Annotated in this window: 28 protein-coding genes; 20 read left to right on the top strand and 8 right to left on the bottom strand. The window is 73.4% G+C overall.

The window, feature by feature from the left end:
- Window positions 1-45: 45 nt before the first annotated feature.
- Complete coding sequence (locus tag ACIQ6R_RS17070; protein ID WP_404186836.1) at window positions 46-471, bottom strand: hypothetical protein; 426 nt, start codon at window positions 469-471, stop codon at window positions 46-48.
- Between the two features lie 191 nt (window positions 472-662).
- On the opposite strand from ACIQ6R_RS17070, the gene ACIQ6R_RS17065 reads away from it, so the two are divergent.
- From ACIQ6R_RS17065 to ACIQ6R_RS17045, 5 genes are all read left to right on the top strand, one after another.
- A complete protein-coding gene (locus tag ACIQ6R_RS17065; RefSeq protein WP_404222119.1) occupies window positions 663-1,175 on the top strand; it encodes a DUF2269 domain-containing protein in 513 nt (170 codons plus the stop codon).
- A gap of 154 nt (window positions 1,176-1,329) precedes the next feature.
- Complete coding sequence (locus tag ACIQ6R_RS17060) at window positions 1,330-2,634, top strand: NAD(P)/FAD-dependent oxidoreductase (protein ID WP_404222117.1); 1,305 nt, start codon at window positions 1,330-1,332, stop codon at window positions 2,632-2,634.
- A 48-nt stretch (window positions 2,635-2,682) separates the two neighbouring features.
- Window positions 2,683-2,913, top strand: coding sequence for a DUF2945 domain-containing protein (locus tag ACIQ6R_RS17055; RefSeq protein ID WP_404186834.1), 231 nt, complete (start codon window positions 2,683-2,685; stop codon window positions 2,911-2,913).
- A gap of 6 nt (window positions 2,914-2,919) precedes the next feature.
- The gene (locus tag ACIQ6R_RS17050; protein WP_404222115.1) at window positions 2,920-3,252 is read left to right on the top strand and encodes a DUF3140 domain-containing protein; all 333 of its coding nucleotides are present in this window, start codon (window positions 2,920-2,922) and stop codon (window positions 3,250-3,252) included.
- A gap of 73 nt (window positions 3,253-3,325) precedes the next feature.
- Window positions 3,326-3,781, top strand: coding sequence for a hypothetical protein (locus tag ACIQ6R_RS17045; protein WP_404222113.1), 456 nt, complete (start codon window positions 3,326-3,328; stop codon window positions 3,779-3,781).
- Between the two features lie 36 nt (window positions 3,782-3,817).
- Here ACIQ6R_RS17045 and ACIQ6R_RS17040 read toward each other — a convergent pair whose 3' ends face one another.
- Both ACIQ6R_RS17040 and ACIQ6R_RS17035 read right to left on the bottom strand, forming a co-directional pair.
- Window positions 3,818-5,194: a cryptochrome/photolyase family protein gene (locus tag ACIQ6R_RS17040; protein WP_404222111.1), complete on the bottom strand. Its 1,377-nt coding sequence runs from the start codon at window positions 5,192-5,194 to the stop codon at window positions 3,818-3,820.
- Between the two features lie 135 nt (window positions 5,195-5,329).
- Window positions 5,330-6,913 (bottom strand): SDR family oxidoreductase, encoded by a 1,584-nt coding sequence (locus ACIQ6R_RS17035; RefSeq protein ID WP_404222109.1) that lies wholly within the window; start codon window positions 6,911-6,913, stop codon window positions 5,330-5,332.
- Between the two features lie 107 nt (window positions 6,914-7,020).
- Between ACIQ6R_RS17035 and ACIQ6R_RS17030 the strand changes: the two genes are divergently transcribed.
- Both ACIQ6R_RS17030 and ACIQ6R_RS17025 read left to right on the top strand, forming a co-directional pair.
- A complete protein-coding gene (locus tag ACIQ6R_RS17030) occupies window positions 7,021-7,527 on the top strand; it encodes a MarR family winged helix-turn-helix transcriptional regulator (protein ID WP_404186829.1) in 507 nt (168 codons plus the stop codon).
- A 141-nt stretch (window positions 7,528-7,668) separates the two neighbouring features.
- A complete protein-coding gene (locus ACIQ6R_RS17025; protein ID WP_404222107.1) occupies window positions 7,669-9,804 on the top strand; it encodes an MMPL family transporter in 2,136 nt (711 codons plus the stop codon).
- Window positions 9,805-9,831: 27 nt separating this feature from the next.
- Here the strand turns inward: ACIQ6R_RS17025 and ACIQ6R_RS17020 are convergent, their stop codons facing one another.
- The gene (locus ACIQ6R_RS17020; protein WP_404222105.1) at window positions 9,832-10,275 is read right to left on the bottom strand and encodes a TIGR03618 family F420-dependent PPOX class oxidoreductase; all 444 of its coding nucleotides are present in this window, start codon (window positions 10,273-10,275) and stop codon (window positions 9,832-9,834) included.
- A 376-nt stretch (window positions 10,276-10,651) separates the two neighbouring features.
- Here ACIQ6R_RS17020 and ACIQ6R_RS17015 point away from each other — a divergent pair, with 376 nt between their 5' ends.
- Entirely contained in the window at window positions 10,652-11,218 is a 567-nt protein-coding gene (locus ACIQ6R_RS17015; protein ID WP_404222103.1) for a DUF2243 domain-containing protein, read from the top strand.
- The gene (locus ACIQ6R_RS17010; RefSeq protein WP_404222101.1) at window positions 11,218-12,111 is read left to right on the top strand and encodes a cytochrome c oxidase assembly protein; all 894 of its coding nucleotides are present in this window, start codon (window positions 11,218-11,220) and stop codon (window positions 12,109-12,111) included. Before ACIQ6R_RS17015 ends, ACIQ6R_RS17010 begins: the two co-directional genes overlap by 1 nt.
- On the opposite strand, the gene ACIQ6R_RS17005 is transcribed toward ACIQ6R_RS17010, so the two are convergent.
- Window positions 12,088-12,306, bottom strand: coding sequence for a hypothetical protein (locus ACIQ6R_RS17005; RefSeq protein ID WP_404186824.1), 219 nt, complete (start codon window positions 12,304-12,306; stop codon window positions 12,088-12,090). The genes ACIQ6R_RS17010 and ACIQ6R_RS17005 overlap by 24 nt on opposite strands.
- 227 nt (window positions 12,307-12,533) lie before the next feature.
- Here ACIQ6R_RS17005 and ACIQ6R_RS17000 point away from each other — a divergent pair, with 227 nt between their 5' ends.
- From ACIQ6R_RS17000 to ACIQ6R_RS16970, 7 genes are all read left to right on the top strand, one after another.
- The gene (locus tag ACIQ6R_RS17000; RefSeq protein ID WP_404222099.1) at window positions 12,534-13,535 is read left to right on the top strand and encodes a mechanosensitive ion channel family protein; all 1,002 of its coding nucleotides are present in this window, start codon (window positions 12,534-12,536) and stop codon (window positions 13,533-13,535) included.
- A gap of 190 nt (window positions 13,536-13,725) precedes the next feature.
- Window positions 13,726-14,364, top strand: a complete 639-nt coding sequence (locus ACIQ6R_RS16995; protein ID WP_404222097.1) for a class I SAM-dependent methyltransferase — start codon at window positions 13,726-13,728, stop codon at window positions 14,362-14,364.
- A gap of 124 nt (window positions 14,365-14,488) precedes the next feature.
- Window positions 14,489-14,671: a hypothetical protein gene (locus ACIQ6R_RS16990; protein ID WP_404186821.1), complete on the top strand. Its 183-nt coding sequence runs from the start codon at window positions 14,489-14,491 to the stop codon at window positions 14,669-14,671.
- Between the two features lie 21 nt (window positions 14,672-14,692).
- The gene (locus ACIQ6R_RS16985) at window positions 14,693-15,400 is read left to right on the top strand and encodes a hypothetical protein (protein WP_404222095.1); all 708 of its coding nucleotides are present in this window, start codon (window positions 14,693-14,695) and stop codon (window positions 15,398-15,400) included.
- Window positions 15,397-16,341: a DUF6895 family protein gene (locus ACIQ6R_RS16980; RefSeq protein ID WP_404222093.1), complete on the top strand. Its 945-nt coding sequence runs from the start codon at window positions 15,397-15,399 to the stop codon at window positions 16,339-16,341. The genes ACIQ6R_RS16985 and ACIQ6R_RS16980 overlap by 4 nt, the downstream gene beginning before the upstream one ends.
- Window positions 16,338-17,258, top strand: a complete 921-nt coding sequence (locus ACIQ6R_RS16975) for a DUF6895 family protein (protein ID WP_404222091.1) — start codon at window positions 16,338-16,340, stop codon at window positions 17,256-17,258. Before ACIQ6R_RS16980 ends, ACIQ6R_RS16975 begins: the two co-directional genes overlap by 4 nt.
- The gene (locus ACIQ6R_RS16970) at window positions 17,255-18,343 is read left to right on the top strand and encodes a serine hydrolase domain-containing protein (RefSeq protein ID WP_404222088.1); all 1,089 of its coding nucleotides are present in this window, start codon (window positions 17,255-17,257) and stop codon (window positions 18,341-18,343) included. Before ACIQ6R_RS16975 ends, ACIQ6R_RS16970 begins: the two co-directional genes overlap by 4 nt.
- Before the next feature lie 66 nt (window positions 18,344-18,409).
- On the opposite strand, the gene ACIQ6R_RS16965 is transcribed toward ACIQ6R_RS16970, so the two are convergent.
- On the bottom strand, window positions 18,410-19,786 hold the full coding sequence (locus ACIQ6R_RS16965) for an alpha-lytic protease prodomain-containing protein (RefSeq protein WP_404222086.1): 1,377 nt from the start codon (window positions 19,784-19,786) through the stop codon (window positions 18,410-18,412).
- Between the two features lie 193 nt (window positions 19,787-19,979).
- Window positions 19,980-21,641, bottom strand: a complete 1,662-nt coding sequence (locus ACIQ6R_RS16960; RefSeq protein WP_404222083.1) for an alkaline phosphatase D family protein — start codon at window positions 21,639-21,641, stop codon at window positions 19,980-19,982.
- Window positions 21,642-21,972: 331 nt separating this feature from the next.
- Here ACIQ6R_RS16960 and ACIQ6R_RS16955 point away from each other — a divergent pair, with 331 nt between their 5' ends.
- Window positions 21,973-22,278, top strand: coding sequence for a hypothetical protein (locus ACIQ6R_RS16955; RefSeq protein ID WP_404186814.1), 306 nt, complete (start codon window positions 21,973-21,975; stop codon window positions 22,276-22,278).
- A 55-nt stretch (window positions 22,279-22,333) separates the two neighbouring features.
- Here ACIQ6R_RS16955 and ACIQ6R_RS16950 read toward each other — a convergent pair whose 3' ends face one another.
- Window positions 22,334-23,134 carry a class I SAM-dependent methyltransferase gene (locus tag ACIQ6R_RS16950; RefSeq protein ID WP_404222081.1) on the bottom strand — a complete coding sequence of 267 codons (801 nt, stop codon included), beginning with the start codon at window positions 23,132-23,134 and terminating at the stop codon, window positions 22,334-22,336.
- 617 nt (window positions 23,135-23,751) lie between these two features.
- Here ACIQ6R_RS16950 and ACIQ6R_RS16945 point away from each other — a divergent pair.
- The 3 genes from ACIQ6R_RS16945 to ACIQ6R_RS16935 all read left to right on the top strand — a co-directional run bounded on the left by ACIQ6R_RS16945 (window position 23,752) and on the right by ACIQ6R_RS16935 (window position 25,857).
- Complete coding sequence (locus ACIQ6R_RS16945; RefSeq protein WP_404186810.1) at window positions 23,752-24,444, top strand: transcriptional regulator; 693 nt, start codon at window positions 23,752-23,754, stop codon at window positions 24,442-24,444.
- A complete protein-coding gene (locus tag ACIQ6R_RS16940; RefSeq protein ID WP_404222079.1) occupies window positions 24,441-25,418 on the top strand; it encodes a pyridoxal-phosphate dependent enzyme in 978 nt (325 codons plus the stop codon). The genes ACIQ6R_RS16945 and ACIQ6R_RS16940 overlap by 4 nt, the downstream gene beginning before the upstream one ends.
- A gap of 79 nt (window positions 25,419-25,497) precedes the next feature.
- The gene (locus ACIQ6R_RS16935; protein WP_310869689.1) at window positions 25,498-25,857 is read left to right on the top strand and encodes a cupin domain-containing protein; all 360 of its coding nucleotides are present in this window, start codon (window positions 25,498-25,500) and stop codon (window positions 25,855-25,857) included.
- Window positions 25,858-25,977 lie beyond the last annotated feature (120 nt).

Genomic DNA, 25,977 nt, shown 5'->3' with positions numbered 1-25,977 from the left:
GATGCTTCTCGTTACCGTGGCGGCCCGGTGGCGGGCGCTGTGCCGTCACCGGCCCCGGCGCGTGAGTCCGTCGACGACGAATCCGAGGCCGATGCCGAGCATCCAGGTGTCCTTCGCCAGAGCCGTGCCCTCCTGGGTCGGGCGCAGGCTTCCTTCCTCGCGCATGCCGGGCGTGCGCAGGTACAGGCCCACCAGCCCGGCGGAGAACGCGGTCAGGCCGATACCCGCCACTGCCGTCGGTACGACCGGCAGGAGCAGCGCGGCGCCGAGCGCGGTCTCACCGGCGGAGAGCAGCCGGGCGAAGGTCCCGGGCCGCATCCTGTCGAGGAACGGGTAGGTGTTCTTCGCCATTCCGTGCAGCATGGCGGCGGTCTGCTCATCGACCCCGCGCTTCGACAGCCCGGAGTTGAGGATGAAGGCCCCGGTTGCCAGCCGTGGGGCGACATGCCTGAGTTCGATGGGCAGACGCATGAGAACTCCTAGCGGCGTTTCCTGCGGACGCGTGTCAGCCTAGGGCGCACGACGGCGCCCGGCAGGGCGGGAGACCAACGGCTGCGCCGTTCGGGGCACGGCGACCTCCCGCCGTGTACGCCCGGGTCAGTACACGGGGTTACTCCCGTCGCCGGACGCCTCCACGGCCGTCGCCCGGCAGCGTGGGTGGGGTGAAACTCAGCCGCCCCGCCCGCCGGGCCTCCCTCGTCGTCCATGTCGTCGCCTCCGCCGGCTGGCTCGGGCTCTCGCTCGGGCTGCTGGCGCTCGGGGCCACCGCCGCCACCACCGCTTCCGCGGTGACCGTGGAGGCCAGTGTCCGTGGCATGAAGCTCTTCGCCGACTGGCTCCTGCTTCCCCTCGCGTTCCTCACCCTGTCGAGCGGTGTGCTGCTGGCCCTGGGCACTCCGTGGGGACTGGCCCGGCACCGGTGGGTGTACACGAAGTTCTGGCTGACGCTGGCCACGGCGACCGCCACGGTCTTCGCGCTGCGTCCCGGGGTGAACTCGTCCGTTGCCGCGGTCGCGGCGGGCGGGACGCTGCCCGACGCGGGCGAGGTGTTGTTCGGGCCGGTCGTCTCCCTGTCCGCCTACGTCTTCATGACGGTGATCTCGCTCCTCAAGCCCTGGGGACCGACGCGGCGTGGGCGGCGGCTGCGAGCGCGGGCCACCAGTGCGGGGGCGTGACATGCGGACCCTCGCCGTGGCTTCCCGCACCGTCGGCCGGCGCCGCGCCGTGACCGGCCCGTTCCCAGCATGAGGTCATGACCGGCACAGTCCCGTCCGAGTGGTGTGACCCTCACGCGGGGCTCAGGCTGATGGGGAGCCGGAAGGAGCAGGCATGGTGGGCACCGGGCGCGGCCGGGAACCGGACGTCATCGTGGTCGGGGGCGGCCTCGCCGGGCTGGCCTGCGCCTTCGACCTCACCCGCGCCGGCCTGCGTGTGACGCTCCACGAGGCCTCCGACGAGGTCGGCGGGCGCATGCGCACGGACCGCCGGGACGGCTTCCTCCTGGACCGCGGCTTCCAGGTCTTCAACACCGCCTATCCGCAGGTCCGGCGGCTGCTGCCGCTGCGAAGGCTGGGCCTACGGACGTTCACCCCCGGGGTGCTGGCCCACACGCCGTCCGGCGTCGCGCGTCTCACCGACCCGACCCGGCGCCCGCGCGAGGCCGGCGGTCTGCTGCCGGGCCGGACCTTGGGGGCCAGGGACCTCACCGCTCTGGCCGGCCTCACCGCCCGCGACGCACTGGCTCCCCCCGCCCTCCTCAAACGCGGCCGGGACCGGACCACCGCCCAGGCCCTGGCGCGCGGCGGACTGTCCCGCGACGCGGTGGACAACCTGCTGCGCCCCTTCCTGGCCGGCGTGTTCCTGGAGCCGGAACTGGAGACGTCGGCCCGCTTCTTCCACCTCGTGTGGCGCAGCATGGCCCGCGGCACCCTCTGCCTCCCGACCTGGGGGATCGGCAGCGTGCCGCGCCTCCTGGCCGCCCGGCTCCCCGAGGGCACCGTGCGGCTGGACTCACCCGTCCGCGGCCTCACCGACCGGGGTGTGCTGCTCCACGACGGCACCGAGCGACCGGCCGGCACCGTGGTCGTGGCCACCGACGCCGCCACCGCGGCACGTCTGCTGCCGGGGCTCGACGTACCGCCCGGCCGGACCGTCACCACCTACTACCACGCGACCGACCGCTCACCGCTGCCCGAGCCGACCCTCATGGTCGACAGCACGCTCGCCGTCCTCAACACCTGCGTGCTCACCGAGGTCAGCCCCACCTACGCGCCGCCGGGCACCGCGCTGGTCTCCACGTCGGTCCTGGGCTCGGGCGCACCGGACGGTGAGAGCACCGTCCGTCGGCGGGCGGCGCGGCTGTACGGCACCGACACGGCCGACTGGCGACCGGTCGCCACGTACACCGTCGAGGCCGCGCTGCCGGTGATGCGTCCGCCGTGGCCGTTGAACCGCGCCACACGCTGGGCCGAGGGCCGTTACGTGTGCGGGGACCACCGCGCCACCGGATCGGTCCAGGGGGCACTGGCCTCCGGCAGCCGGGCCGCCCGGGACGTACTGGCGGACCTGCGGGCCGGACCGCATCCGAAGGACGCACGTCCCGGGAACCACCCGAGAGACGGCTTTCCACCGTGACCCGTTCCCCGGTCTCCGCGAGCGACCGGCAAGCGAAGGAGTACCGAGATGGCGAAGAACCGCGACGAGGGCGAGGACCTCAAGAAGGGCGACAAGGTCGAATGGAGCAGCCACGGCACCCGGACCGGGGGCGAGGTGGAGAAGAAGATCACCGAGCGGACCGAGGCAGCGGGCCGCACGGTGGACGCGTCCTCCGACGACCCGCAGTACCAGGTGCGCAGTGAGAAGTCGGGCAAGTCCGCGGTGCACAAGCCGTCGGCGCTGAAGAAGCGGAAGTGAGGCGGCGTGCACGGCGACGAACAGAAGGAGACCTGGGAGGGGTTCCATGAGCTGGTGAACATGACACCGGCCGCACTGGAGAGGTGGTTGGCCTCCGACCGGTCGCAAAACGCCGGACAGCACAAGGGCGGCGGAGAGTCCACCGGGCACGCGTCCGGACGCCGGATCGTGGACATCCTGCGGACGAAGAAGGGCGACCTCTCGGACGACGACTACCGGCACATGCGCGAAGTCGTCGGCTACATCCGCCGGCACCTGGCCCAGCGTCCCTCGGGCGATGTCCAGGACACCCGCTGGCGGTACTCGCTGATGAACTGGGGCCACGATCCGCTGGAGTGACGCCGTCCGCACGAGCACCGATACGTGCGTCGACCCGCATACCGGCCCTTGTACGGAAAGGAACCACCACGGTATGGAAGACCCGCACCGGCGCCCCGAGAACGTCAGCGACAAGACCGTGGAAGCCCTCGGGTCCCTGTCGAAGGCGCTGGAGACGACCGAGCGTGCCCGTGGGCACCTGTTCTCCTTCCACCAGCTCACCGGCACGGCGGACCTGGAACTGGACCGCGCGGTGGCACTGCTGCGCGAGGCGGGCCACGCGGAGTGGGCGGAGCGGGTCGAGAGGGAGATCCTCGGGCGCAACGTCATCCCCGGCCACTGGACGTTCCAGATCGTCGAGGCCTACGACCGGACGTACTACCAGGCGTTCAAGGACCTGGAGCGCGCGGCCGTGGAGCGGCTCGCCGAAGGCCGCGACCATCTGTACGAGGCGGAGATGAAGGAAGCCCGCCGGACCCGGGACCACCCGGACCACACGGCCCGCCCCGACAGCCCCGGCACCCGCACGCCGAACAGCCCCTTCACCTGACGGCCGCCCGGCCCCGCGGACGTGCACCCCGCCCGGTCAGTCGCGGCCACGGGCCCGGCGGAAGCGGTCCAGACCCTCGGCGAGGTCCACGATCGGGTCGGGGTAGGCGTCGTACGCGGCCCGCCGCGGGCCGGACAGGCGCCACGGCTCGTGCACGGCCCGTCCCTCCAGGCCCGCCAGTTCGGGCACCCAGCGCCGGACGTACGCTCCGTCGGGGTCGAAGCGCCGTGCCTGGGCCGTGGGGTTGAGGACGCGGTGCGGGCGGGTGTCCGTCCCGGTGCCCGCCGCCCACTGCCAGTTGAGCTGGTTGTTGGCGATGTCGCCGTCCACGAGCAGGTCGAGGAAGTGCCGCGCGCCGACGCGCCAGTCCACGTAGAGCGTCTTGGTGAGGAAGCTCGCGGTCAGCAGGCGGCCCCGGTTGTGCATCCAGCCCTCGTGCCGCAGTTGGCGCATCGCGGCGTCGACGATCGGGTAACCCGTGCGCCCGTCCTTCCACGCGGCGACGTCCTCCTCCGCCTCCGCCCCGGTACGCCAGCGGTCGTGCCGGGTGCGGTAGTCGGCCGAGGCGGCGTGCGGACGTGCGGACAGGACCTGGTGGTGGAAGTCCCGCCAGGCCAGCTGCCGTACGAACGCCTCGGCGCCGGGGCCGCCTTCGCGGCGGGCGCGGTGGACCAGCTCGACGGGGGAGAGGGCACCGAAGTGCAGGTAGGGCGAGAGACGGGAGGTGGCGTCGCCGGCCAGGTCGTCGTGGTGGTCCTCGTAACCGGTGATGCCGCCGCGCAGCCAGGCCGCCAGCCGTTTCCTGGCCTCCTCCTCACCGCCGGCGGGCAGTCCCGGGGACAGTCCCGGCAGGTCACCGCGGGAGGGCAGCGGTTGGGAGCCGACGCCGTCCGGGACGGGAACGCTCCGGGGCGCGGCCAGGACGTTCCGGACCGGCCGCTCGCCCCAGCGCCGGAAGTACGGCGTGAAGACGGCGAAGTGGTCGGAGGAGGCGGGGGTGACGGACCCCGGGGCCAGCACGGTGGTCACGGCGTCGTGGACGTGCAGCCGGCAGCCCCGTGCCTCCAGTGCGGCCCGCAGGAGTTCCTCACGCCGGTGCGCGTGCGCGCTGACGTCGGCCGCCATGTGCACCTCGTCGGCCTCCGCCTCGCCGACCACCGCGCACACCTCCTCGACCAGGTCACCGCGACGGACGATCAGCCGCCCGCCCCGCTCCCGGAGGCCCGCGTCCAGGGCCCGCAGACAGTCGGCGAGGAAGGCGAGCCGGTTGGGCGCGGCATAACCGGCGGCGTCGACGGCCCGGTCGCGGACGAACAGCGGCACGACGGCCCGGGAACCGTCGAGAGCGGCGCGCAGCGGCGGATGATCATGCAGCCGCAGGTCGCGGGTGAACAGGACGACCGACGTGGTCATGGTGCTCCTCGGTGGTACGGGACGCGGGAAGGGCAGCGCCCGCAGCGCGCTGCGGTGAGGTGCGGCGTGGTGTGAGTGAGTGAGGGGGGAGTGGGCGGGTGGGTGTCCGCTGCGTGCCCTGCGCGACCGCCTGTCTCAGGAGGCGGGGACATCGGGGCCCGGGCCGGACGGGCGGGGGTCCCGTGCGGCGGCGCGGGCGATGTTGCGGGCCATGCCACCGAACACCACGGAGTGGAAGGCCCACACGCTCCACCAGTAGGCGTGGCCCGCCAGCCCGCGGGGATGGAACAGGGCCCGTTGGCGGTACCGCGTCCGGCCCGCGTCGTCCGTCTCGGCGTACATCTCCAGCCAGGCCAGTCCCGGCAGCCGCATCTCCGCGCGCAGGCGCAGCAGCCGGCCGGGGACGATCTCCTCCACCCGCCAGAAGTCGAGCGAGTCACCGGCCCGCAGCCGAGTGGCGTCCCGGCGCCCGCGGCGCAGTCCGACCCCGCCGACCAGCCGGTCCAGCCAGCCCCGCACCGCCCAGGCGAGCGGGAAGGAGTACCAGCCGTTGTCGCCGCCGATCCCCTCGATGACCCGCCACAGCGCGTCGGGCGGCGCGTCGACGGTCAGCGCGCGGTGGTCGGTGTAGAGGCTGCCGCCCGCCCAGTCGGGGTCGGTGGGCAGCGGGTCGCTCGGCGCCCCGGGCACCGACGCGGAGGACCAGCGGGTGGTGACCTGGGCGTCCCGCACGCGTTGCAGGGCCAGCCGGACCGCGTCGTCGAAGCCGAGCGGAAACCCCGGCGGGGCCGGCACGTACCGGACGATGTCGTTCTCGCGGCACACCACTTCGTGCCGCAGCGACTCGGTGAGCGGGCGCGCGATGGACGCGGGCACCGGGGTGACCAGGCCGACCCAGTGGCTGGACAGGCCGGGCGTGAGTACCGGCACGGGGACGATCAGCCGACGCGGCAACTCCGCGATCTCGGCGTACCGGACCATCATCTCCCGGTAGGTGAGGACGTCCGGGCCACCGATGTCGAAGGCGCGGGAGACGTCGCCCGGCATGCGCGCGCTGCCGACGAGGGCGCGCAGCACGTCCCGGACGGCGACCGGCTGGATCCGGGTGTGGACCCAGCTCGGCGTGACCATCACCGGCAGCCGCTCGGTGAGGTAGCGCAGCATCTCGAAGGAGGCCGACCCGGAGCCGATGACGACGGCGGCCCGCAGGACGGTCGTGGGCACGCCGGAGGCCAGCAGGACGCGGCCGACCTCCGCGCGGGAGCGCAGGTGCGGCGACAGGTCGCGCTCCGGCACGCCCGGTGGCGTCAGGCCGCCGAGATAGACGATGCGCCGTACACCGGCCGCCGCGGCCCGCTCCGCGAAGGTGCGCGCCGCCCGCCGGTCGGTCTCCTCGAAGTCCCCGCCGCCGCCCAGCGCGTGCACCAGGTAGTAGGCGACGTCGACGCCCTCCATCGCCCGGGCCACCGAGTCCGCGTCCGTGACGTCTCCCCGTACCACCTCGGCCTGGCCGGCCCAGGGGTGGTCGCGCAGCTTGTACGGGGAGCGGGCCAGGCACCGCACCCGGTGCCCGGCGGCGAGGAGCTCCGGCACGAGCCGGCCGCCGATGTACCCCGTGGCACCGGTGACCAGGCAGCGCAGCCCCGCTGCGTCGCCGGCCCTGCCGCCGTCGCCGTCCCCTTCGCCGTCGCGGTTCACGCGGCCGTGTCCTTCGCTCATAAGGCGGGCTCCGTCTCTCACGGGAAGTCGTCGCGGTGATCACTTCCCGCTCGCGGACCGGGGTGGATGCGCGGTGACCCAGGTTGACCCTTCTATACGCTGATCGCGTGGCGACAGCGAACCAGCGTGGACAGCACGCGCACGATCGGGGGACCGGAGCCGGGTCCGAGGCGAGCGACCTGCACGTCCTGGCCGCGCGGCTCCGGCGGATGAACGGCGAGATCAACCGCCTCGTGCAGATGTTCGCCGGTGAACACGGGCTGCACGCCACCGACGTCCAGGCACTCGCGGCGATCCTGGACGCACAGGAGCCCATGACGCCGGGGCGGCTGCGCGAACACCTGGGGCTCACCTCGGGCGCGGTGACGGCGTGCGTGGACCGGCTGGAGCGCGCCGGGCACGTGCGCCGGGTCCGGGAGAGCGCCGACCGCCGGGTCGTCCATCTGCACTACGTGCCCGATGCCCGGGCGGCGGCCCGGACGTACTTCCGCCCACTGGCCGAGGCCGCCGCCACCACCTGCGCGCGCTTCGACGAGAGCGAACTGGAGGCCGTGCTCCGTTTTCTGGCGGCGATGAACGAGGAGCTGCGGCTGGTGCGGTCGGACGGCCGCTGATTCTCCGGCGCGTGGCGCATCCGGGGGACGGGTGCGGGCAGAAGTCGGTGTGTCACGCCACCCTCAAGTAACTCAATCATTGAGATTGTTTATGATCGAGTCACTTTCCGTGCCGCTGGAGACCTGGAGACCTGAAGACCGATGTCCACCCCCTCCCGACGAGCCCGCTGGCTCATCCCCGTCGTCCTCCTCCTGGTCTGGCTCGGCATCGGCGGAACCCTCGGCCCGTACGCCGGAAAGCTCGGCGAGGTGGCCACCAACGACCAGGCCGCCTTCCTGCCCCGCAGCGCCGAGTCCACCCGGGTCGTCGACGCGCAGAAGGCCTTCCAGCAGGACGAGACCCTCCCGGTGATCGTCGTGTGGACCGCGGACGGCGGCGGCGCCGTCACCGAACACCGGGCGGCGGCCACCCGATCGGTCGCGGGCCTCGAAGGGGAGCCCGGGACCGTCGGCCCCGTGACGCCCGCCCTGCCCTCCGACGACGGCGCGGCCCTCCAAGCCGTCGTCCAGGTCGAGCCCGGCCTCGGGGACCGCCTGCCCGACGTCCTGGAGCGCATCCGCGACGCCGCCGGGCAGGTGCCCGGCACCCAGGCGCAACTCGCCGGGCCGGCGGCCTCCCAGGCCGACCTCTCCGACGCCTTCGCGGGCATCGACGGCCTGCTGCTCGGCGTCGCACTGGTCACCGTGCTGGTGATCCTGCTGCTCGTCTACCGCAGCGTCCTGCTGCCCCTGGTCATCATCCTCGGCGCCGTCTTCGCGCTGGGCCTGGCCTGCGCGATCGTCTACGCGCTCGCCGACCGCGACGTCGTACGCGTCGACGGACAGGTCCAGGGCATCCTCTCCATCCTGGTCATCGGCGCCGCCACCGACTACGCGCTCCTGCTCACCGCCCGCTACCGCGAGGAACTGGCCAGGCACCCGGACCGTTTCAGTGCCGTCCGCGCGGCCCTGCGCGCCTCCTGGGGAGCGGTCGTCGCCAGCGCGGCGACCGTCGCCCTGGGCCTGCTCGCGCTGCTGCTCAGCGACCTGACCAACAACCGCGCGCTCGGACCCGTCGGCGCCATCGGCATCGTCTGCGCCGTACTGAGCACGCTCACCTTCCTGCCCGCCGTCCTGGTCCTGCTCGGCCGGGCCGCCTACTGGCCGGCCAAGCCGGTCCGGGCCGGCGATCCGGACGCCGGGCACCGCCTGTGGCACCGCATCGCCGAGCTCGTGGACCGGGCCCCGCGCCGCATCTGGGCGATCTCCCTCGCCGCGCTGCTCGCCTGCGCCGCCTTCTCGCCGACCCTGACCTCCAAGGGCGTACCGCTGGACGAGATCTTCGTGAACGACGCGCCCTCGGTCGCCGCCCAGCAGACCCTGGCGCGGCACTTCCCCGGCGGCTCCGGCAACCCCGCCGTGATCATCGCGGACGCCGCCCGGCTCGACCCCGTCCTCGCGGCGACCCGCGACACACGAGGCGTCGCCTCCGCCGCCGCGGTCACCGCCTCCGGCCGGCCGGGCGGCGGTGAACCGAAGGTGGTCGACGGGCGGGTGCGGATCGATGCGACGCTGCAAGCGCCCGCGGACAGCGACGCCGCCAAGAGCACGGTGTCCCGGCTGAGGTCGGCCGTGCACGACGTGCCCGGCGCGGACGCCCTCGTCGGCGGCTACACCGCCCAGCAGTACGACACCCAGCGCACCGCCGCACACGACCGCACGCTCATCGTGCCCGTGGTGCTCGCCATCATCCTGGTCATCCTGATCGTCCTGCTGCGCTCCCTGCTGATGCCGGTGCTGCTCGTGGCGACGGTGGCGCTCAACTTCCTGGCCACGCTGGGTGTCTCGGCCCTCGTCTTCACCCACGTGTTCGGCTTCAGCGGCACGGACGCCTCCGTCCCGCTGTACGGGTTCGTGTTCCTGGTCGCCCTCGGCGTGGACTACAACATCTTCCTCATGTCCCGGGTACGGCAGGAATCGCTGGTCCACGGGGTTCGGGAGGGCATCCTGCGGGGTCTGACCGCCACCGGCGGGGTGATCACCTCGGCCGGCGTCGTCCTCGCCGCCACGTTCGCCGCCCTCGGGGTGATCCCGCTGGCCTTCCTGGTGCAGATCGCCTTCATCGTGGCCTTCGGCGTCCTGCTGGACACGCTCGTGGTGCGGTCGCTGCTCGTTCCGGCGCTCGCCCGCGACATCGGCGCCGTGGCGTGGTGGCCCGGGCGACTCGGCCGCCGGTCACCGGCCGGGGCGGCCGGGGCGGCCGAGACGTCCGCCTCCCACTCCGGGAGCGGCGACTGACCCGGCCGGGGGCCGGTGGCCGGGGGATCACCCTCGGGGGGCGTCGTTCCCGTTGGGCGTGAGGGGGCGCATCGTGCCGAGGAAACGCCGGACGGCGATCTCGATGACGACCCGCTCCGGGTTCACCCGCGGCTGCCGGTAGCGGGCCGCGTAGCGCGCCTCCGCGTCGCGGACCGCCTCGGCGTCGTCCCGTACGGTGGCGACGCCCTCCAGGGTGGACCAGCGCCGGCCGTCCACCTGACCCACGGCGACGACGGGACGCTCCGCCCGCTCGACGTTGCGCACCTTCGCGGTATGCCGGCTCGTGATGACGCGTGCCGTACGGGTGACGGGGTCGTACGTCACCCCGATCGGCACCAGGTGCGGGGTCCCGTCGGCACGCTGGGTCGACAGGAAACACACCCGGCGCTCCTGCCAGAACCTCACGAACTCCGTGTCCGCGTCCGTGGCGTGCCGTTCCTCGGTGTTCATAGGATCTCCTCGCGTGAGCCGTGCTTGTTCCCGTCCGGGACAGCATCGCCGGTGCCTCGGCCGGTTCGCGCGGCCGCGGCGGCCCCGGCAGCGCCCGGTGCCCCGGCCCGGGCCGGCGACCAGGACGGCGGGGTCGCGCCGGACGCCCCTGACGCCCCAGCGCGCGTCGGCGAGGCGGCGGGCGAGGGAAGGGGCGGCTGCGGGACGCAGGGTTGCGGGGACCCGCTCGTAGCTCCGCCGCAAGAGTGATGCGAGCCATCGAGGAGGCTGACGCGAAACGGCGGAACGATCCCGCCGGTGGGTGACAGCCGCCCGCCGAACGGGAAACCGTGTCCCGTAGGTCCGCGCGCACCGCCGACGGGACGGAGTACAGGCGATGGCCACCACGACAGGTGAGACCCGAGCGGCCATGACGGCACCGAACAGCATCCGGCTGCCCGGCATCGTCCTCGGGGTCGGGCTCGGCGGCTTCGCCGACGGCATCCTGCTCCACCAGCTCCTCCAGTGGCACCACATGCTCACCAGCACCAACGACGACCGCATCGGCGTGAAGTACTACAACCCGAACACCGTCTCCGGGCTGGAGATGAACACCGTGTGGGACGGCATCTTCCACACCGTGTGCTGGATCGCCGTGCTGCTCGGACTGGCCCTCCTGTACTCCCGGGTCACCCACAACCGGCGGGCGGTGTGGGCCTCGCGGGTGCTGTGGGGCTGGATCCTGGCCGGGTGGGGCCTGTTCAACCTGGTCGAAGGCGTCCTCGACCACCACGTTCTGGGCATTCATCATGTCTACGCCGGCCCGCACCAGGCATGGTGGGACGCCGGCTTCCTCGTCCTCGGAGCCCTTCTCCTGGTCGGCGGATATCTGCTCCAGCGCGGCGGACAGCCCTTCGACCCCGACGCCCCGCGCGGCGCCGCACGGCCCCGGAGCCAGGCCTGATGGACGGCACGGGCGGCGGCGCGCACGATGGCACCCACCCCGCGCACCAGGACAGCGCCGGCGGCGGTGAAGGCGTACTCGACGCGGTACCCGTCGTGCTGGTCCTGGTGCTCCTCCTCGCCGCGGCCGGGGGTTACCTGCTCGCCGTGCGCCGGGCGCGTCGCCGCAACCCCGTGCAGGGCTGGAGCGGTTGGCGGTCGGCGGCGTTCCTCGTCGGGCTGGCGCTGTCGGCCGTCGCACTGCTGCCGCCGCTGGGACCCGCCGCGCACGCCGACTTCCGGGGACACATGGCCCAGCACATGCTGATCGGCATGTACGCGCCGCTGGCACTGGTGCTGGCCGCTCCGATCACCCTGGCGCTCCGCACCCTGCCACCGGCCGGCGCCCGCCGGGTGACCGCCTTGCTGCACGGCCGCCCCGCGCGCCTGTTCACCCACCCCGCGGTGGCGCTCGCGCTGAGTACCGGCACCCTGGGGGTGCTGTACTTCACCCCGCTGTACGACACGGCGATGAGTCACCCCGCGGGGCACTGGCTGATGAACGCCCACTTCCTGGCCGCCGGATGCCTCTTCGCGCATGCCGTCGCCGGCCCCGACCCCGCTCCCGGGCGGCCCGGCGTCCCGGCCCGGCTGGTGTACCTGGGGATCGCGATCGCCGCACACGCCCTGATCGCCCAGGCGATGTACGGCGGGTTCCTCGTCCACATCCACGCGCCCGTCGACCAGGTCCAGCAGGGCGCGGAGATCATGTACTACGCCGGGGACGTCGCCGAACTCCTGCTCGCCGCGGCACTGGTGGCAACCTGGCGCCCCGAGCGCCGGAGCCGGCGTCCGCGGACCGGCCCGGGAGCCGTGCCGACGGGACCGGCCTCAGGCGGCGTCCCGGTCGGGTGACCGGTGCTCGGCCGGCTTCGGGTTCCGGGGCGGCGAGGCCTCCGCGGCCCTGCCGCCCGGAATGAGACGCAGATGTCGGCGCCGGGCGTGCCGGGCGGGCGGGCCCGGATCGCCGAACATCCGGTCCTCCAGGTACGTCATGGTGAACAACAGCAGCCCCAGTCCGGGCAGCAGTAGGACGGCAACGATAACCACGCCGCAGGTCCCCCTCCGCTGTGGATGACTCCCCTCCGGGTGCCCGGGTCGGCGTCGGCGATGGGCCGGTATTCAGTGAAGATGACGCAACCGTCGGACATATGGGGCAAGTGGGGGTAAAGAGCTTGCGTGTGCCGAAGTGTGCCGGGCGTCATGTTCGAGTCGACCGTGGGTAGGCGGCCCCGACGGCAGAGACGTAGTCCCCCAGGAACGGAGCACTTGAGCCGATGTCGCACACCTCCCCACCCACCGGCCTGGCCACCGGCCCGCAGTTGGCGGCCTCGTGGTCGGACTGGATCGGCGACCACACCGCGGCACTGATCGGGATACCCCTGCGCATCGCGCTCATCGTCGTCGTCCTGCTGGTGGTGCGCGTGGTGGCCAAGCGCGCCATCACCCGGGTCGTCCAGCGAGTGCTGGAGCCGTCGGCGGGCGAGACCGACCCGAGCCGGCCCCGCAGGCCGACCCGCGGCGCCGCCGTACTGCACCGCGACCGGTCCCGGGCGCGGCAGCGCCGCGAACAGCGGGCCCGCACGATCGGCTCGGTGCTCAGCAGTGCCGTGACCATCGTGCTGTTCATGGTCGGCGTGGCCATGGTGCTGGACCAGGTCGGCATCGCGCTCGGCCCGCTGCTGGCCAGTGCCGGAGTGGTGGGCCTGGCGATCGGTTTCGGCGCGCAGAGCCTGGTCGCCGACTATCTGTCCGGCCTGCTCATCATGGTGGAGGACCAGTACGGCGTCGGTGACTCGGTCGACCTCGGGGAGGCCGTCGGCGAGGTGGAGCACGTCGGCCTGCGGCTGACCCATGTACGTGACCTCAACGGCGGCCTGTGGCACATCCGCAACGGCGAGATCCTGCGGGTCCGCAACGACAGCCAGGAATGGGCGCGTGCCGTCCTGGATGTCGCCGTGGCCTACGACGCGAACCTCGACACCGTTCACCGCGTGCTGGAGGACACCGGCCGCGCCCTGCGCCAGGACCCGGAGTTCGAGGATCTCCTGCTGGAGGACCCCGCGGTGTGGGGCGTGCAGTCCCTGGACGCCGACGGTGTGCTCGTGCGCCTCGCGGTCAAGACCGTGCCGCTCCAGCAGTGGGGCGTCACCCGCGAACTGCGGCGCCGGGTCAAGGACGCCCTGGACGTGGCCGGCATCGACATCCCGTTCCCGCAGCGGACGGTCTGGGTGCGCACCGACGCCCCCGACTCCGAGTCGGGCGCTCTGACGCGCTGACCCGAGGGGCGAGCGGGACGGGCGGGGCGAGCGGGGCGAGCGGGATGGGTCGGACCGGCGGCGCGATTTGCTGGACCGGCAAAGATCTTTGCCGGACCGGCGTCCACCGGTGCAGCCTGTGCATGGGCGGAGCGCGTGGCACTCGCGCGCCCCGCCGTGCAGCCGATCCCGTCCGTCTCCAGGAGGCACCATGACCGACACGCCCGCCCCGGCCCCCGCCGCGGAGTTCTGGGAAGCCCGTTACCGCGACACCGACCGCGTCTGGAGCGGCCGCCCCAACGCCCTGCTGGTCCGGGAGGCGAGCGACCTCGCCCCGGGCACCGCGCTCGACCTGGGCTGCGGCGAGGGGGCGGACGCCGTGTGGCTGGCCTCGCGCGGCTGGCGGGTCACCGGCGTGGACATCTCCGGCACCGCGCTCGACCGCGCCGCCGGGCACGCCGCCGACGCGGGAGTCGGCGACCGGGTCTCCTGGGAGCGCCACGAGCTGGGCCGGTCGTTCCCCGAGGGCTCCTTCGACCTGGTGAGCGCCCACTACCTGCAGTCCCCGGTCGCGCTCGACCAGCAGGCCGTCCTGCGCGACGCCGCGCGGGCCGTGGCGGACGGCGGCACCCTGCTGATCGTCATGCACGCCGGGTGGCCGTCCTGGCAGACCGAGCCGCCCTTCGACGCCGTCTTCCCCACCTTGGACGAGGTCCTCGACGAACTCGCCCTGCCCGGCGGCGAGTGGACCGTCGAGACCAGGGAGACGGTCCGGCGGCCGAGCCTCTCGCCCGAGGGGGTCGACGGCTTCCGCGAGGACAACGTGTGGCGCCTGCGACGCGTCGAGTAGAGGGGTGGGTGTCCTATTTGTTGAAAAAGTTATCTTCCGAGAATTTTGAGAAGAGAGGCATGCTTTGTGACTTCCCGGACACCTGTGGTGTGAAGGCCATTGGCTACCAGAGGGAGATGGTGAAATGCCTTCCAACGAGGTGCTCAAGGAAGTCCAGACCGAGAACATCGACATCGAAGCGGTACTCGACCCCGCCGAGCCCGACGGAGTCTTCCGCGACAGCCGCGAGTGCGCAGCGCTCGCCCTCCAGTCCGGAGGTACCTCTCTTCTGCTTTCCCCGCCGACCCCGCGCCCGAAGAAGGGTTGACGGACCGACGGGAGCAGTGAGATGGAGCAGTCGAGCACGTCAGCCCTTCTCCAGGGAACGGTGCTGGACCTCGCTTCCGACGTGGTCTCCGCTCTTCGGAGCGGAGACCACGTGCGAGCGGGGGGCACCCTGACCGGAGGCGGAGCGGGCGAAGGCGTCGCACGTGCGGCGGTACGCGTTCTGGGCGCCGACACACTGTTGCCCACCGCCCTCCTGCGCGTCCCGCCCGAGCCCGGACAACTCGCCGTGTTCAAGGACGCCGTGGCGGCCCACCCGCCGCGCGCCGACGCGGCCCCCGCCGTCGTATGGAGCCACTGGGCCATGGTCCGTGCCCTGCGCCGGCTCGAACAACCCCTGACCGACCCGCTCGCCGACGACCCGGGCGCCGAACCCGGCGCCGACTGGCTCGACGACGCGGGCTGGCAGTTCCTGACCCACCAGCTCGCCGTACTCGCCCCGCTCGCGCTGCCCGGCGAGGAGTGCGCGGTGACCCGTGCGGCCCGGCGCCGTCCGGTGGACGTGGCCCGCGGCTTCGTACGGGCGGTACGCCGCCGTGACTGGCAGCAGGCCGCCGGAGCCGGACGCTGGCTCACCCTCCTGGACGGGGTGCCCGACACCCTCGGTCTCGAGGCGGGCCTCGACTTCGTACGGCTCATGGGCGGCAGCGATCCGCGGGTGGCCCTGCAACTGGAGGCGGCACGGCTGATGCCGGCCGGAGTCCTCCTGTGAGCGTCCGGGAGGTCGAGGAGGCCGCCCTGGACTGGGTGTGGGCCCACCGCGACCGCTTCGCCCTCGGTGACGACGCGCTGGCCGCCGACGGCCAGGTGAACCGCACCTGGAAACCACTGGGCGAACTGGCCCAGGTCTGCGCGTCCGTGTCCGCCCGCGTCCCGCCGTCGGACCCGGTCCACACGCGTGTGTCCGACCTGTTGGACTTCGCCTGGCAGCAGACCCGCCGGGGCGAACTGTTCCTGCTGATGCAGTCGCTGGAGCCCTTCGCCACCTACCCGCTGGAGGTGTACGCGGCCTTCGCCTCGGCCGGTCACCGGCACCCCGGCTACGAGGCGTCCGCCGCCGTGGTGGCACGCACCCGCGGCTGGCGGCTCACCGAGCAGTACCCCACCCGGCGGCTCGGCGTCATCGAGGCCGAGCGGCGCAGCGGCCTGAGCCCGCACGGCCAGGTGTCGCGGGCGCTGGGCCGCACCTGGCTGGGCGGCCTGCCGGAACCCTGGACCTTCGAACGCGCGTCCGGTTACGCGCTCACCCACGTCGTCTTCCACCTCACCGAATGGGGACGCACCACCCAGGGCGTGCCACCGGACCTGGCCGACTATCTGCGGCACTGGCTGCCGCCCTGGCTCGACACCTGCGTCGAGGCCCGGATGTGGGACCTGAGCTGCGAGTTGCTGGCGGTGGCGGCGAGCCTGCCGCGCCCGCCGGACCCGGCCGTCCTGGACGACGCCTGGCAGCGCGTCGCGGCGGCACAGCACGCCTCCGGCGCCCTCCCCGAGGAAGGCGCTGTCCAGGACGCCGCCGGGGCCGCCGACGGCCCGGACCCCTACGCCTTCACCGACTGCTACCACTCCACCCTGATGGCGGCGTTCGCGGCGGCCCTCACCACCGCACGGCCGAGGGACGTGGACCACGCCGGACAAGGAGTGCCGGGATGACGGACACCCGCCTGATCCACCGCGTCGGAGTCGGTGCCCTGGAGTGGCTGTGGGCCCACCGCGACGGCTTCCGGCTGGAGCCGGACGTGGACCCCGAGATCGGATTTCTGGAACGCTTCAAGCCGATCGGGGAACTCGCCCTGATCTGCAAGGTGCTCTTCCGCGAGGGCGTCGCCGGCTCCCGGCAGGCGCAACTCGCCCGCCAACTGCTCGACCACACCTGGCGCGAAACCCTCGACGGCGGCCGCATGCTGGTGCGCGGGCAGCGCATCGAGCCGTTCTCACCGGTCCCCTTCGAGGTGTACCTGCCGTTCAAGGAGCTGGGCTACAGCCAGCCCGAGGTGGAGCGGGCCACGGTCCTCAACCACCGGCTGGACAGCTGGACGAGGTTCCCGGTGACACCGACCCGGCGCCTGGGCCTGTCCGCCTTCCAGCGCCGCTTCGGCCTCACGGCCCGGCCGCCCGAGGCCGACCTGGTGGCCACCACCTGGCTGGCCGGCACCCCCGAACCCTGGACGGTCGAGGGCCACACCGCCTACGACGTCACCCACACCGTCTTCCACCTCACCGACTGGGGCGAGAACCCCGACGGCCTGCCCGCCCCGATCGCCGACTATCTCGCCACCTGGCTCCCGGTCTGGATCGACGACTGGCTGGACCTCGAACGCTGGGACCTGCTCGGCGAACTCCTCGTCGTCGACGCCTGCCTGCCCAGGCCCACCCTCGACGAGCCCGCCTGGCAGGGCTTCGCCGCCGCACAGCAGCCCGACGGCGCCATGCCCGCCGTACGGACGATGCCCGAGGGCGACCCCGACACGCTGTTCGACCTGATCTACCACCCGACGCTGGTCGCCGCCTTCGCCTCGCTGCTGGCCACCTCACGCGCCCTCACCGAGCTGGCGCACACCGGCTCATGACGGGCCGTCCCACGCCCTGGCCGGGCGACCCCGCCGACCCCGAGGACGTCCCGCCGGAGCGCGCCCCCCTCGGGCCCCCCGACGACGCGGCCCTGCGGGCACGGCTCGCCGACGCCGTCGACGCCTCCGACGCACCCGACGTCGTCTTCGCCGTCTCCCGGCGCGGCCGGCGCACCCTGCACACCGGCGGTACCGCCCCGCCGCCCGCCGTCCCCCGCGAGGAACTGCGCTACGAGACCGGGTCGGCCTCCAAGACGTTCACCGGGCTGCTGCTGACCCGGCTGATCCAAAGCGGTGTCCTCACCGGAGGCGAACCGGCCGCCGCCTGCCTGGACCCCGCCCGGCCCCCCGGACCCGACCCCGTGACGCTCGCCCACCTCATCACCCACACCTCGGGACTGCCCGCCCTGCCGGCCGACTTCGTCCCCCGCGCCCTGCCCGCCTGGCGCACCAACCCCTACGCCCGCTACCCGGCCGAGCGGCTGACCGACGCCTTCCTGCGGCACCGCCCCGGGCACCGCCCCGGAACCCGCTGGCACTACTCGAACTACGGCGTCTCCGTGCTCGGACACGCCGTCGCCGCGGTCACCGGCACGCCCTGGGAGGACCTGCTCACCGAGTACGTCCTGCGCCCGCTGGGCCTGAGCGGTACCGCCCTGCGGGCGGAGGACCCCAAGACCGACGCCACGGGTCACCGCAAGGACGGCCGCACCCCCGTCCCGGCCTTCGACGCGGGCGGCTTCCAGGCGGCCGGGGCCGTCCGGTCCACCCCGCACGACCTGCTCGCCTTCCTGGAGGCCCACCTCGACCCGGCCGGCTCACCGGCCGCGGGCGCGCTGCGCGCGGTGCGCGTGCCGGTGCTGAGGCGCGGGCTGGGGCACCGGCACGTGCACACGGTGGCGTGGTTCCGCCACCCCACCGACGGCGGGCCGATGTACTTCCACAGCGGCGCGACCCTCGGCCAGCAGGCGTTCCTGGGCTTCAGGCCCGACACCGGCACGGCCCTGGCCGCGGTGTGCACCCGGCGGTTCCGCGCCCACGACCCGTTCATCGCCACCGCCTACGCGCTCCTCGCCGAGGAATGACGAAGCGCGGGGCCGCCTCCAGCAGCGCGGCCCCGCGCCCGCCGCCGTAGGGCGGCTCACCGTCCGTCAGACACGCTGCCACAGGGCCGGCGCGCTCTCCGGCGACCAGACACCCTGCGCCTGGTGGTTCTGCAGGCACCGGTACCGCAGGCCCGCGTGGGACACCGTGGCCCCCGCCTCGTAGACCCGGCCCGCCGCCCACGCGTCCGCCGCCGCGTTGTCCTGCGGGGCGGGTGTTCCGGCCGAGGCGGAGGTGGTCTTCAGGGTGAGGCCGAAGTCGCTGAGCAGCGGGTTGATCGGCTGGTAGAAGGTGGTCCCGCCGTTCGTGCAGTCACCCGAACCACCGGACGTGGTGCCCTGCGCCTGGTCGCCCGCGACGAAGGGGCCGCCGGAGTCGCCGGGCTCGGCGCACACCGTCGTCCCGGTCAGTCCGTCGACGGTGCCCTCCGGATAGCTGACACTCGTGTCGTGCTGCTCGACCGTGCCGCAGTGCCACCCGGTGGTGGAACCGGAACGGCACACCGACGCGCCCACGAGCGCCTCCACCGAGCCGGCGACCCGCACCTTCTCGCCGTCCTGCGCCTTGACGTCCGGTGTGGCGGCCCAGTCGGCGTTGACGCCCACCCAGGCCATGTCCTTGCCGGGGAAGGTGGAGGCCTGGAAGGTGCCCTGGGCGGCCTCGTTGAACCCGGTCGTGGTGGCGCCCGGAGCGCCGCAGTGACCGGCCGTGGCGAAGCCCTGCCGGTCGTCCTTGGTGACGGAGAACCCGATCGAGCAGCGGGCCTGACCGTCGATGTAGTAGGCGTCGCCGCCGACGATGTCCTCCAGCACCCGCGGCCGGTCCGGCGAGACGCGGACGCCCACGTCCTGGCCCTCCACCCCGGCGGCCGCCACGAAGGCCGACGCGGCCGGCTCGCCGGTGGCCTGGACCATCACCCGGTTGGCCTTGACGTCGACGTACCAGACCGGCGTCTCGGGGGTCTGAGTGCGGACGGCGACGGCGTCCAGCTTCTCCTTGACCGCGCGCAGTTCGGCCAGCCCCTTCTCGACGACCGCCGCCTTCGCGCCCTGAGCCTCGATGGCGGCGGTGTCCGCGGCGTCGGTCGTGGCGACCGTCAGCTCGGCGGAGGTCGCGCCGCTCACCCAGGCCCCGGCGAAGCGGTCGCCCAGGGTGTTGCGCAGCATGCCCGCCCGGGTGCCCGCCTCCGCCTCGTTGACCAGCCGCGCCGCCGCCTGCTCCGGCGTCAGCCTCAGGTCGCGCTGCATCGCGCGCAGCACCTGCGGCGAGACCTTGCCGACGCCGAGCGTCCGGGCGGCGCCGGGCTGCGCCCCCGGGGCGGGCGGGGGTGCGGCCGACGCGGCCGCGGGGAGTGTGGTCAGGACCAGGGCGCCGAGCGCGGTCAGGGCTGCGCGGCGGCTGCGCGCGGCATGTCTGCCGACCATGCGATGTGCCTCCTTCGGGGGCTGTACGAGACAGCGGGGATCGGTGAGTGACCGTGGTTCACGGTGCGACTGCGGCGAAGTCACAGTCCTTGCCGGAAAGATCCGCGGCGATGTCGGGTCCCGGAGTCTTTCGCGCTATGGGGGACGCGGTGGGTGGCAAGTGCAGTACGCGGACGCGCACGCCGGGCCGGGCTCAGGCGGGGTTCAGCCCCGGGGCGCCCGCCTCGGTGACGAAGGACGCGGCCGTGCTGATGGGAGCGCCGGGCGTGCTGATCGCGGAGACCGTCCTGAAGTCGAGGCGGGCGGCCTGGCGGTCGAGTTGTACCCGGACGTAGCCGCGCCTGCCGTCGTAGAACTTCATGTGCGGGTTGGCCTGCATGTACAGGTCCCAGTTGGCGGGCTGCTCCACGCCGTCCCGGCCGCTGGCCACCGAGGTGCAGGTGACCTCCGTGCCGACGGTGGCGGACGCCGGGTCGTCGAAGTCCTCCTTGACGTCGAGGGCGTAGCCCACGTGCACGTCGCCGGTGAGGATCAGCCAGTTCTCGACCCCGGCGGCCTTCGCGCCGGCGACGACCCGGTCGCGCGAGGCGCGGTAACCGTCCCAGGCGTCCATCGAGAGCGCGGCGTCGGCCGTCACGTCGAACTTGCGCTGGGAGAAGCAGACCTGCTGGGGCATCACGTTCCACAGCGCGGTCGAGCTCTGCCAGCCGCCCAGCAGCCACTGCTCCTGCGCGGCGCCGGTGATGGTGCGCGCCGGATCGTCCGACTCGGGCCCGGGGGCGTGCGGCCGGTCGTCGTAGGCCTGGTCGGAGCGGTACTGCCGGGTGTCGAGGATGTCGAACTGGGCGAGCGTGCCCCAGTGCAGCCGGCGGTACAGCTGGGCGTCCGGCCCCTGCGGCAGCTGTGCGGCGCGCAGTGGCTGGTTCTCCCAGAACGCGCGGTAGGCGGCCGCCCTCCGCAGCAGGAACTCCTCGGGCGGGATGGCGTTCTCCGGGATGCTGCCGGCGTAGTTGTTCTCGGTCTCGTGGTCGTCCCAGGTGACCACGAAGGGGTGCGCGGCGTGGGCCGCCCTGAGGTCCTCGTCGTTCTTGTAGAGCGAGTAGCGCAGCCGGTAGTCGGCGAGGGTCATCGTCTCGCGGTTGAACACGTCGGGCAGGACGACGTCGGTGTAGCGGCGCTCCCCGCCCTGTGAGTTCACCGCGTACTCGTACAGGTAGTCGCCGAGGTGGAAGACCACGTCGACGTCGTCCTGGGCGAGGTGCCGGAGCACCGTGTAGTAGCCGTCCTGGTAGGCCTGGCAGGCGACCGCCGCCAGCTTCAAGGACGACGTGGCGCTGCCCGCCGGCGGCGCGGTGCGGGTGCGGCCCGCCGGACTGAGCCAGGCACCGGCCCGGAAGCGGTAGTAGTACACCGTGCCCGGCGTCAGGCCCTTCACGTCGACGTGCACGCTGTGGTTGTACTCGGCGTGGGCGTCGGCGGTGCCCCGGAACAGGACGGCCGCGAAGTACTCGTCGAGTGCCACCTCCCAGTCGACCGTGACCCGCTCCGTGCCCATCCCGCCGTCCTCCAGGAACGGCTCCGGCGCCAGCCGGGTCCACAGCAGCACCGAGTCCGGCAGGGGGTCGCCGGAGGCGACGCCGAGGGTGAACGGGTCGCTGGTGATCCGGGCGCTTCGCAGCGGGGCGGCGGCCGCGCCGCGGGCCGGCAGGTTGGTGGAGAAGGCGAGCGCGGCGGCCGCCGCGGTGACGGTGAGGAAACGCCGGCGGCCCAGGTGCCGGGCGGCGGCGCCCATCACGGCGTCGTGCGGGGAGAAGGCGTGCTCGGCCAGTCGGCTGTGACGGCCCGTGGGCGCCATCTGGTGTCCTCTCGTACGGGGCGGGCGGTCCATGGGCGAGCGGCACGGGGAACCGGGTGGGGCCCCGGGCGGTCGCCCCACGCACGCCGGCACGGGGTACTCGCGTCGGGGCGAGCCGGTGTGCGCCGTCCGTGCCAGGGCCCCGTCGCGCGGTGGCGCCGACCCGTGATGCGCGGACCCCGCATGCTAAGCAGACAAAACACCCGAAATCGGCAGGACTTGCGGAGTGATCACACAGGAGGAGGTACGCGCGTGTGGGCGTCGGCCGTCCGGGGCACCCGGTACGGACGGAACGCGGGTACCCGGGTGAGGAAGGCGGCGGGCCGAGCCCATGGCGAGGACACGGCGCTACGAGGTGGCGGCCTCCGGCCGCTGGTGGGACCAGGAGGACGGCCGCTGGTTGCCGTCCGGCGAGGTGCACGCGTGGGAGCAGGGCATGAACCAGACCGTGTGCGGTCTGTCCCTCAACCGTTCGCAGCTGTCCAGGTTCCCGGCCGTCACCTGGACCGACGTGCTGCCCGAGTCCGGCGGTGCGGCCGACGAGGTCCGCCGGGTCTGCCCCCGCTGCGCCGCCGCGGCCGGGCGGCGGGGCGCGGACGCCCGGCCCGGCTGGCGGCGCACCGACCCGCGGCCCTGACCCACGCCGACCGGGGCCGGGCGCACGGCCCGGCCCCCGGGATGTCGCCCGCCGCCTACGACGGCAGCGGCGAGCGGCTGACGCGGATCTTGGACTGGCCGTGCGGCCGCTTCTCCCAGTCCTCCATGAACCGCGCGTGCAGACCGTGCCCGCGGGCCAGCGCCAGCAGGGTGTCGGTGCGGTAGTAGAAGTCCTCGTGCAGCACCTGGTGTTCGGTGCCCTCGGTGCGGTCGAAGGTGAAGTCGAAGAACCCGGTCTCGGTCAGGACGCGGCCGACGTGGGAGAGACACTCCTCGATCACGTTCAGCGGCGAGTGCGAGAAGACGCTGTGCGCGTGGACGACATCGAAGTGGTCGTCCGGCAGGAAGTCCAGGGTGAGGTTCCCGGTGATGGTCAGGTGGGGCAGCTTGGCCTGGAGTCCGCGCTCGGTCAGGGTCTCCTTGGCGGCGATCAGTATGTCCGGCGAGATGTCGATGCCGTAGTAGTGCCCCGCGTCCAGGTGCTCGATGAAGCGCCAGCCGCCGCGCAGGTTGCCGCAGCCGATGTCGAGCATGTGGTGCTCGGGACGCAGCCCGTGCTCGATCAGGTACTCGAACTGCATCTGCCCGAGCGCCAGCCATCGGTCGTGGGTCCGGCTGCCGACCGCGGCCTCCGGGTTGCGGCGGGCGTCGGAGGCCATCACGGCCCGGTAGTAACCGACGTGGTCCGGGTGCCTGATCCGCAGCCACGCGTCCCGGCCGGCCCGGCGGAGGTAGGGGCCGACGCGCTCGGGGTGGCGCAGTGCGTACCCCACCTTGTGCGTGAGCGCGGCACGGTTGCCGCGCAGCTTTTTCGGGGACTTGGCGTCCTTGGGCATGGGGTGGATTCTCCGTGTGAGGGGTGGGGGCGGTGCCGCAGAGGGTGTCAGACCCGGCGGCGCGGCAACAGGACCGTGATGACGGTGAGTCCGAGGGCGAGGCCGCCGAGGGAGGGCCGTGTCGATCCACTGGAACGTCCAGCAGTCGCCGGCCGGGTTCGCCTCGTAGAAGCGGCGACACAGCCGCACCGGGACATGCACTCCTTCGGCTCGCGCCCGGACGGGTAGGGCGGTCCAGGACGGACTCGCGGCGGCCGGACGCCCTGATCAGGCCGTAGTTCCCGGTGGACCACTTGTCGCCCATCGGCGGCTTGGCCTGCCTTCCGTCGATGACATAGGCGCGCCGCGGGACCAGCAGGCGGCCCGGTGCGGCGGGACCAGCAGGCGGCCCGGTGCGGCGGGACCAGCAGGCGGACCCGGTGCGTCGGGACCAGTAGGCGGGCCCGGCGCGTCCACTGCGTCAGGGCCGCCACCGCCGCCGTGACCGGTGGGCGGCCTCCAGACGCGGTCTGGCATGTCACACGGAAGCCGGTCTGGACTGTCAGTCCAGTCCTTGGACGTGTAGTCTAAAAGTCCCGAAGCTCCGTGCAGCCGAATGCCGAATAGGGAGGCCCTTGGTGAGCGAACCGGCCCTGGACGTCGAACGGGACGCCGTCCTCGCCGCCCTGCGCCCCGTCGTGGACGGCATCGCGGCGACGTTCGGCCCGGTCTGCGAGGTGGTCCTGCACGACTACCGGCGCCCCGAGCGATCGGTCGTGGCCGTCGCCGGCTCGGTGACCGGCCGGACGGTGGGCGGGGCGATGAGCGAGATCGGCATGCGCGTGCTGGCCCGCGGCGACGAGGCGCGGGACGAGCTGAACTACGTCACGCGGACGGGCGACGGCATCCTGCTGAAGTCCTCCACCATGGTGCTGCGCGACTCCACGGGGGCCGTGTTCGGTGCCCTGTGCGTCAACCTGGACGTCACCGCCGTGGACCGGGCCCGGTCCCTGCTCGGCGCCCTGGCCGGGGCCGCGGGCACCCCCGCCGACCCACCGGCGACCACCTTCGCCGACGACATCGACGCGGTGGTCGACGCCATCGTGGACGCCCACCCGCTGCGCCGGGACAGGAGCTGGGCGGCGCTGGAGCGCGCACAGCGACTCGAACTCTTCCGCGACCTGGACGGGCGCGGCGTGTTCGCCGTACGCCGCTCGGTCGAGCAGGTCGCCGCCCGGCTCGGCATCTCCCGGGCCTCCGCCTACAACTACCTCTCCCAGGCCCGCGCCGCGGCCGACCCCGCCACCGATCCCGCTGGAGGACACGCGTGACGACCACCACCCCGCCGGTCACCCTCGACGACGTCCGCTCCGCCGCCGCCCGCCTCCGAGGCGTCGCGCACCGCACCCCGGTGCTGCGCTCGCGCACCCTGGACGCCCTGACGGGCGCCGAGACCCTCCTCAAGTGCGAGAACCTCCAGCGGGTGGGCGCCTTCAAGTTCCGCGGCGCCTACAACGCGGCCTCCCGCCTCACGCCGGAGCAACTGTCCCGCGGCATCGCCGCCTACTCCTCCGGGAACCACGCCCAGGCGGTCGCCCTCGCCGCGCGCGAGCTGGGCACCACCGCCGTGATCGTCATGCCCGAGGACGCGCCGCCCTCCAAGCGGGCGGCCACCGTCGGCTACGGCGCGGAGATCGTCACCTACGACCGCTACACCGGCGACCGCGTCGCCGTCGCCGAGGCCCTCGCCGCCGAACGCGGACTGAGCCTGATCCCGCCCTACGAGCACCCGCACGTCATCGCCGGACAAGGCACCGCCGCCCTCGAACTGGTCGAGGAGACGGGTCCACTGGACGCCCTGATCGCACCGGTCGGCGGCGGCGGACTGATCGCCGGGAGCGCCACCGCGGTCAAGGGCCTGCACGCCGGCACCCGGGTCATCGGCGTCGAACCGGAGGCCGGCGACGACACCAAGCGGTCCCTGGAGGCGGGCCGGCGCGTCACCGTCCCGGTCCCGCGCACCATCGCCGACGGCCAGGCCCTGCACACCCCCGGCGAGCTGACCTTCTCCCTCAACCGGCGGCTGCTCGACGGGATCGTGCTGGTCAGCGACGACGAGATCCGGGACGCGATGCGCTTCGCCTTCGAACGGCTGAAGACCGTACTCGAACCGAGCGGCGCCACCCCGCTGGCCGCCCTCCTCACCGGCCGCGTCGGCCCGCTGCCCGGACGCGTGGGCGTGATCCTCTCCGGCGGCAACGTGGACGCCGAACGCTTCGCCCGCCTGTGCGGCACACCGCGCTGACCTCACGCGTCCCCCGGATGGCGGCCCCGAGTTGACAGGTGGACGATGGAGTGGTGGGGCCAGGGAAAGGAGGAGCGTCATGTTCGAGGCAAAGACGATCGACAAGCCGGACGAGCGGCGCGATTTCCCCCGCGGGCACATCGAGGCCGTGCACATGGAAGGACTCGACTTCGCCGTCGCCACCTTCGAGCCGGGCTGGCGCTGGTCGGAGTCCGTCGCGCCCATCGCGGGCACCGACAGTTGCATGATCCACCACAACTGCTACGTGGCCGAGGGACGTATGTGCGTCCGCATGGACGACGGCGCCGAGAGCGAGGTGGGCCCGGGCGACGTCTTCGTCTGCTCGCCCGGCCACGACGCCTGGGTCGTGGGCGACGGACAGTGCGTCGTGTACGACTTCGCCGGAGGGATGGCCAAGGAGTACGCCAAGGCCGACTAGAAGGAGACCGGCACGACACCAGGGGAGCCGTGTGTGGCGGGAGGAGGGGGTGTGGGGTGGGGCTCGCCCGCAACCGACCCCGCACACCAACCGCCCCACGCGCGGCGCCCCCCCGCCCCG

This window comes from Streptomyces sp. NPDC096048 (genome assembly GCF_044763415.1).
Taxonomy (GTDB): Bacteria; Actinomycetota; Actinomycetes; order Streptomycetales; family Streptomycetaceae; genus Streptomyces.
This window is presented reverse-complemented; position numbering and strand designations above follow the sequence as displayed.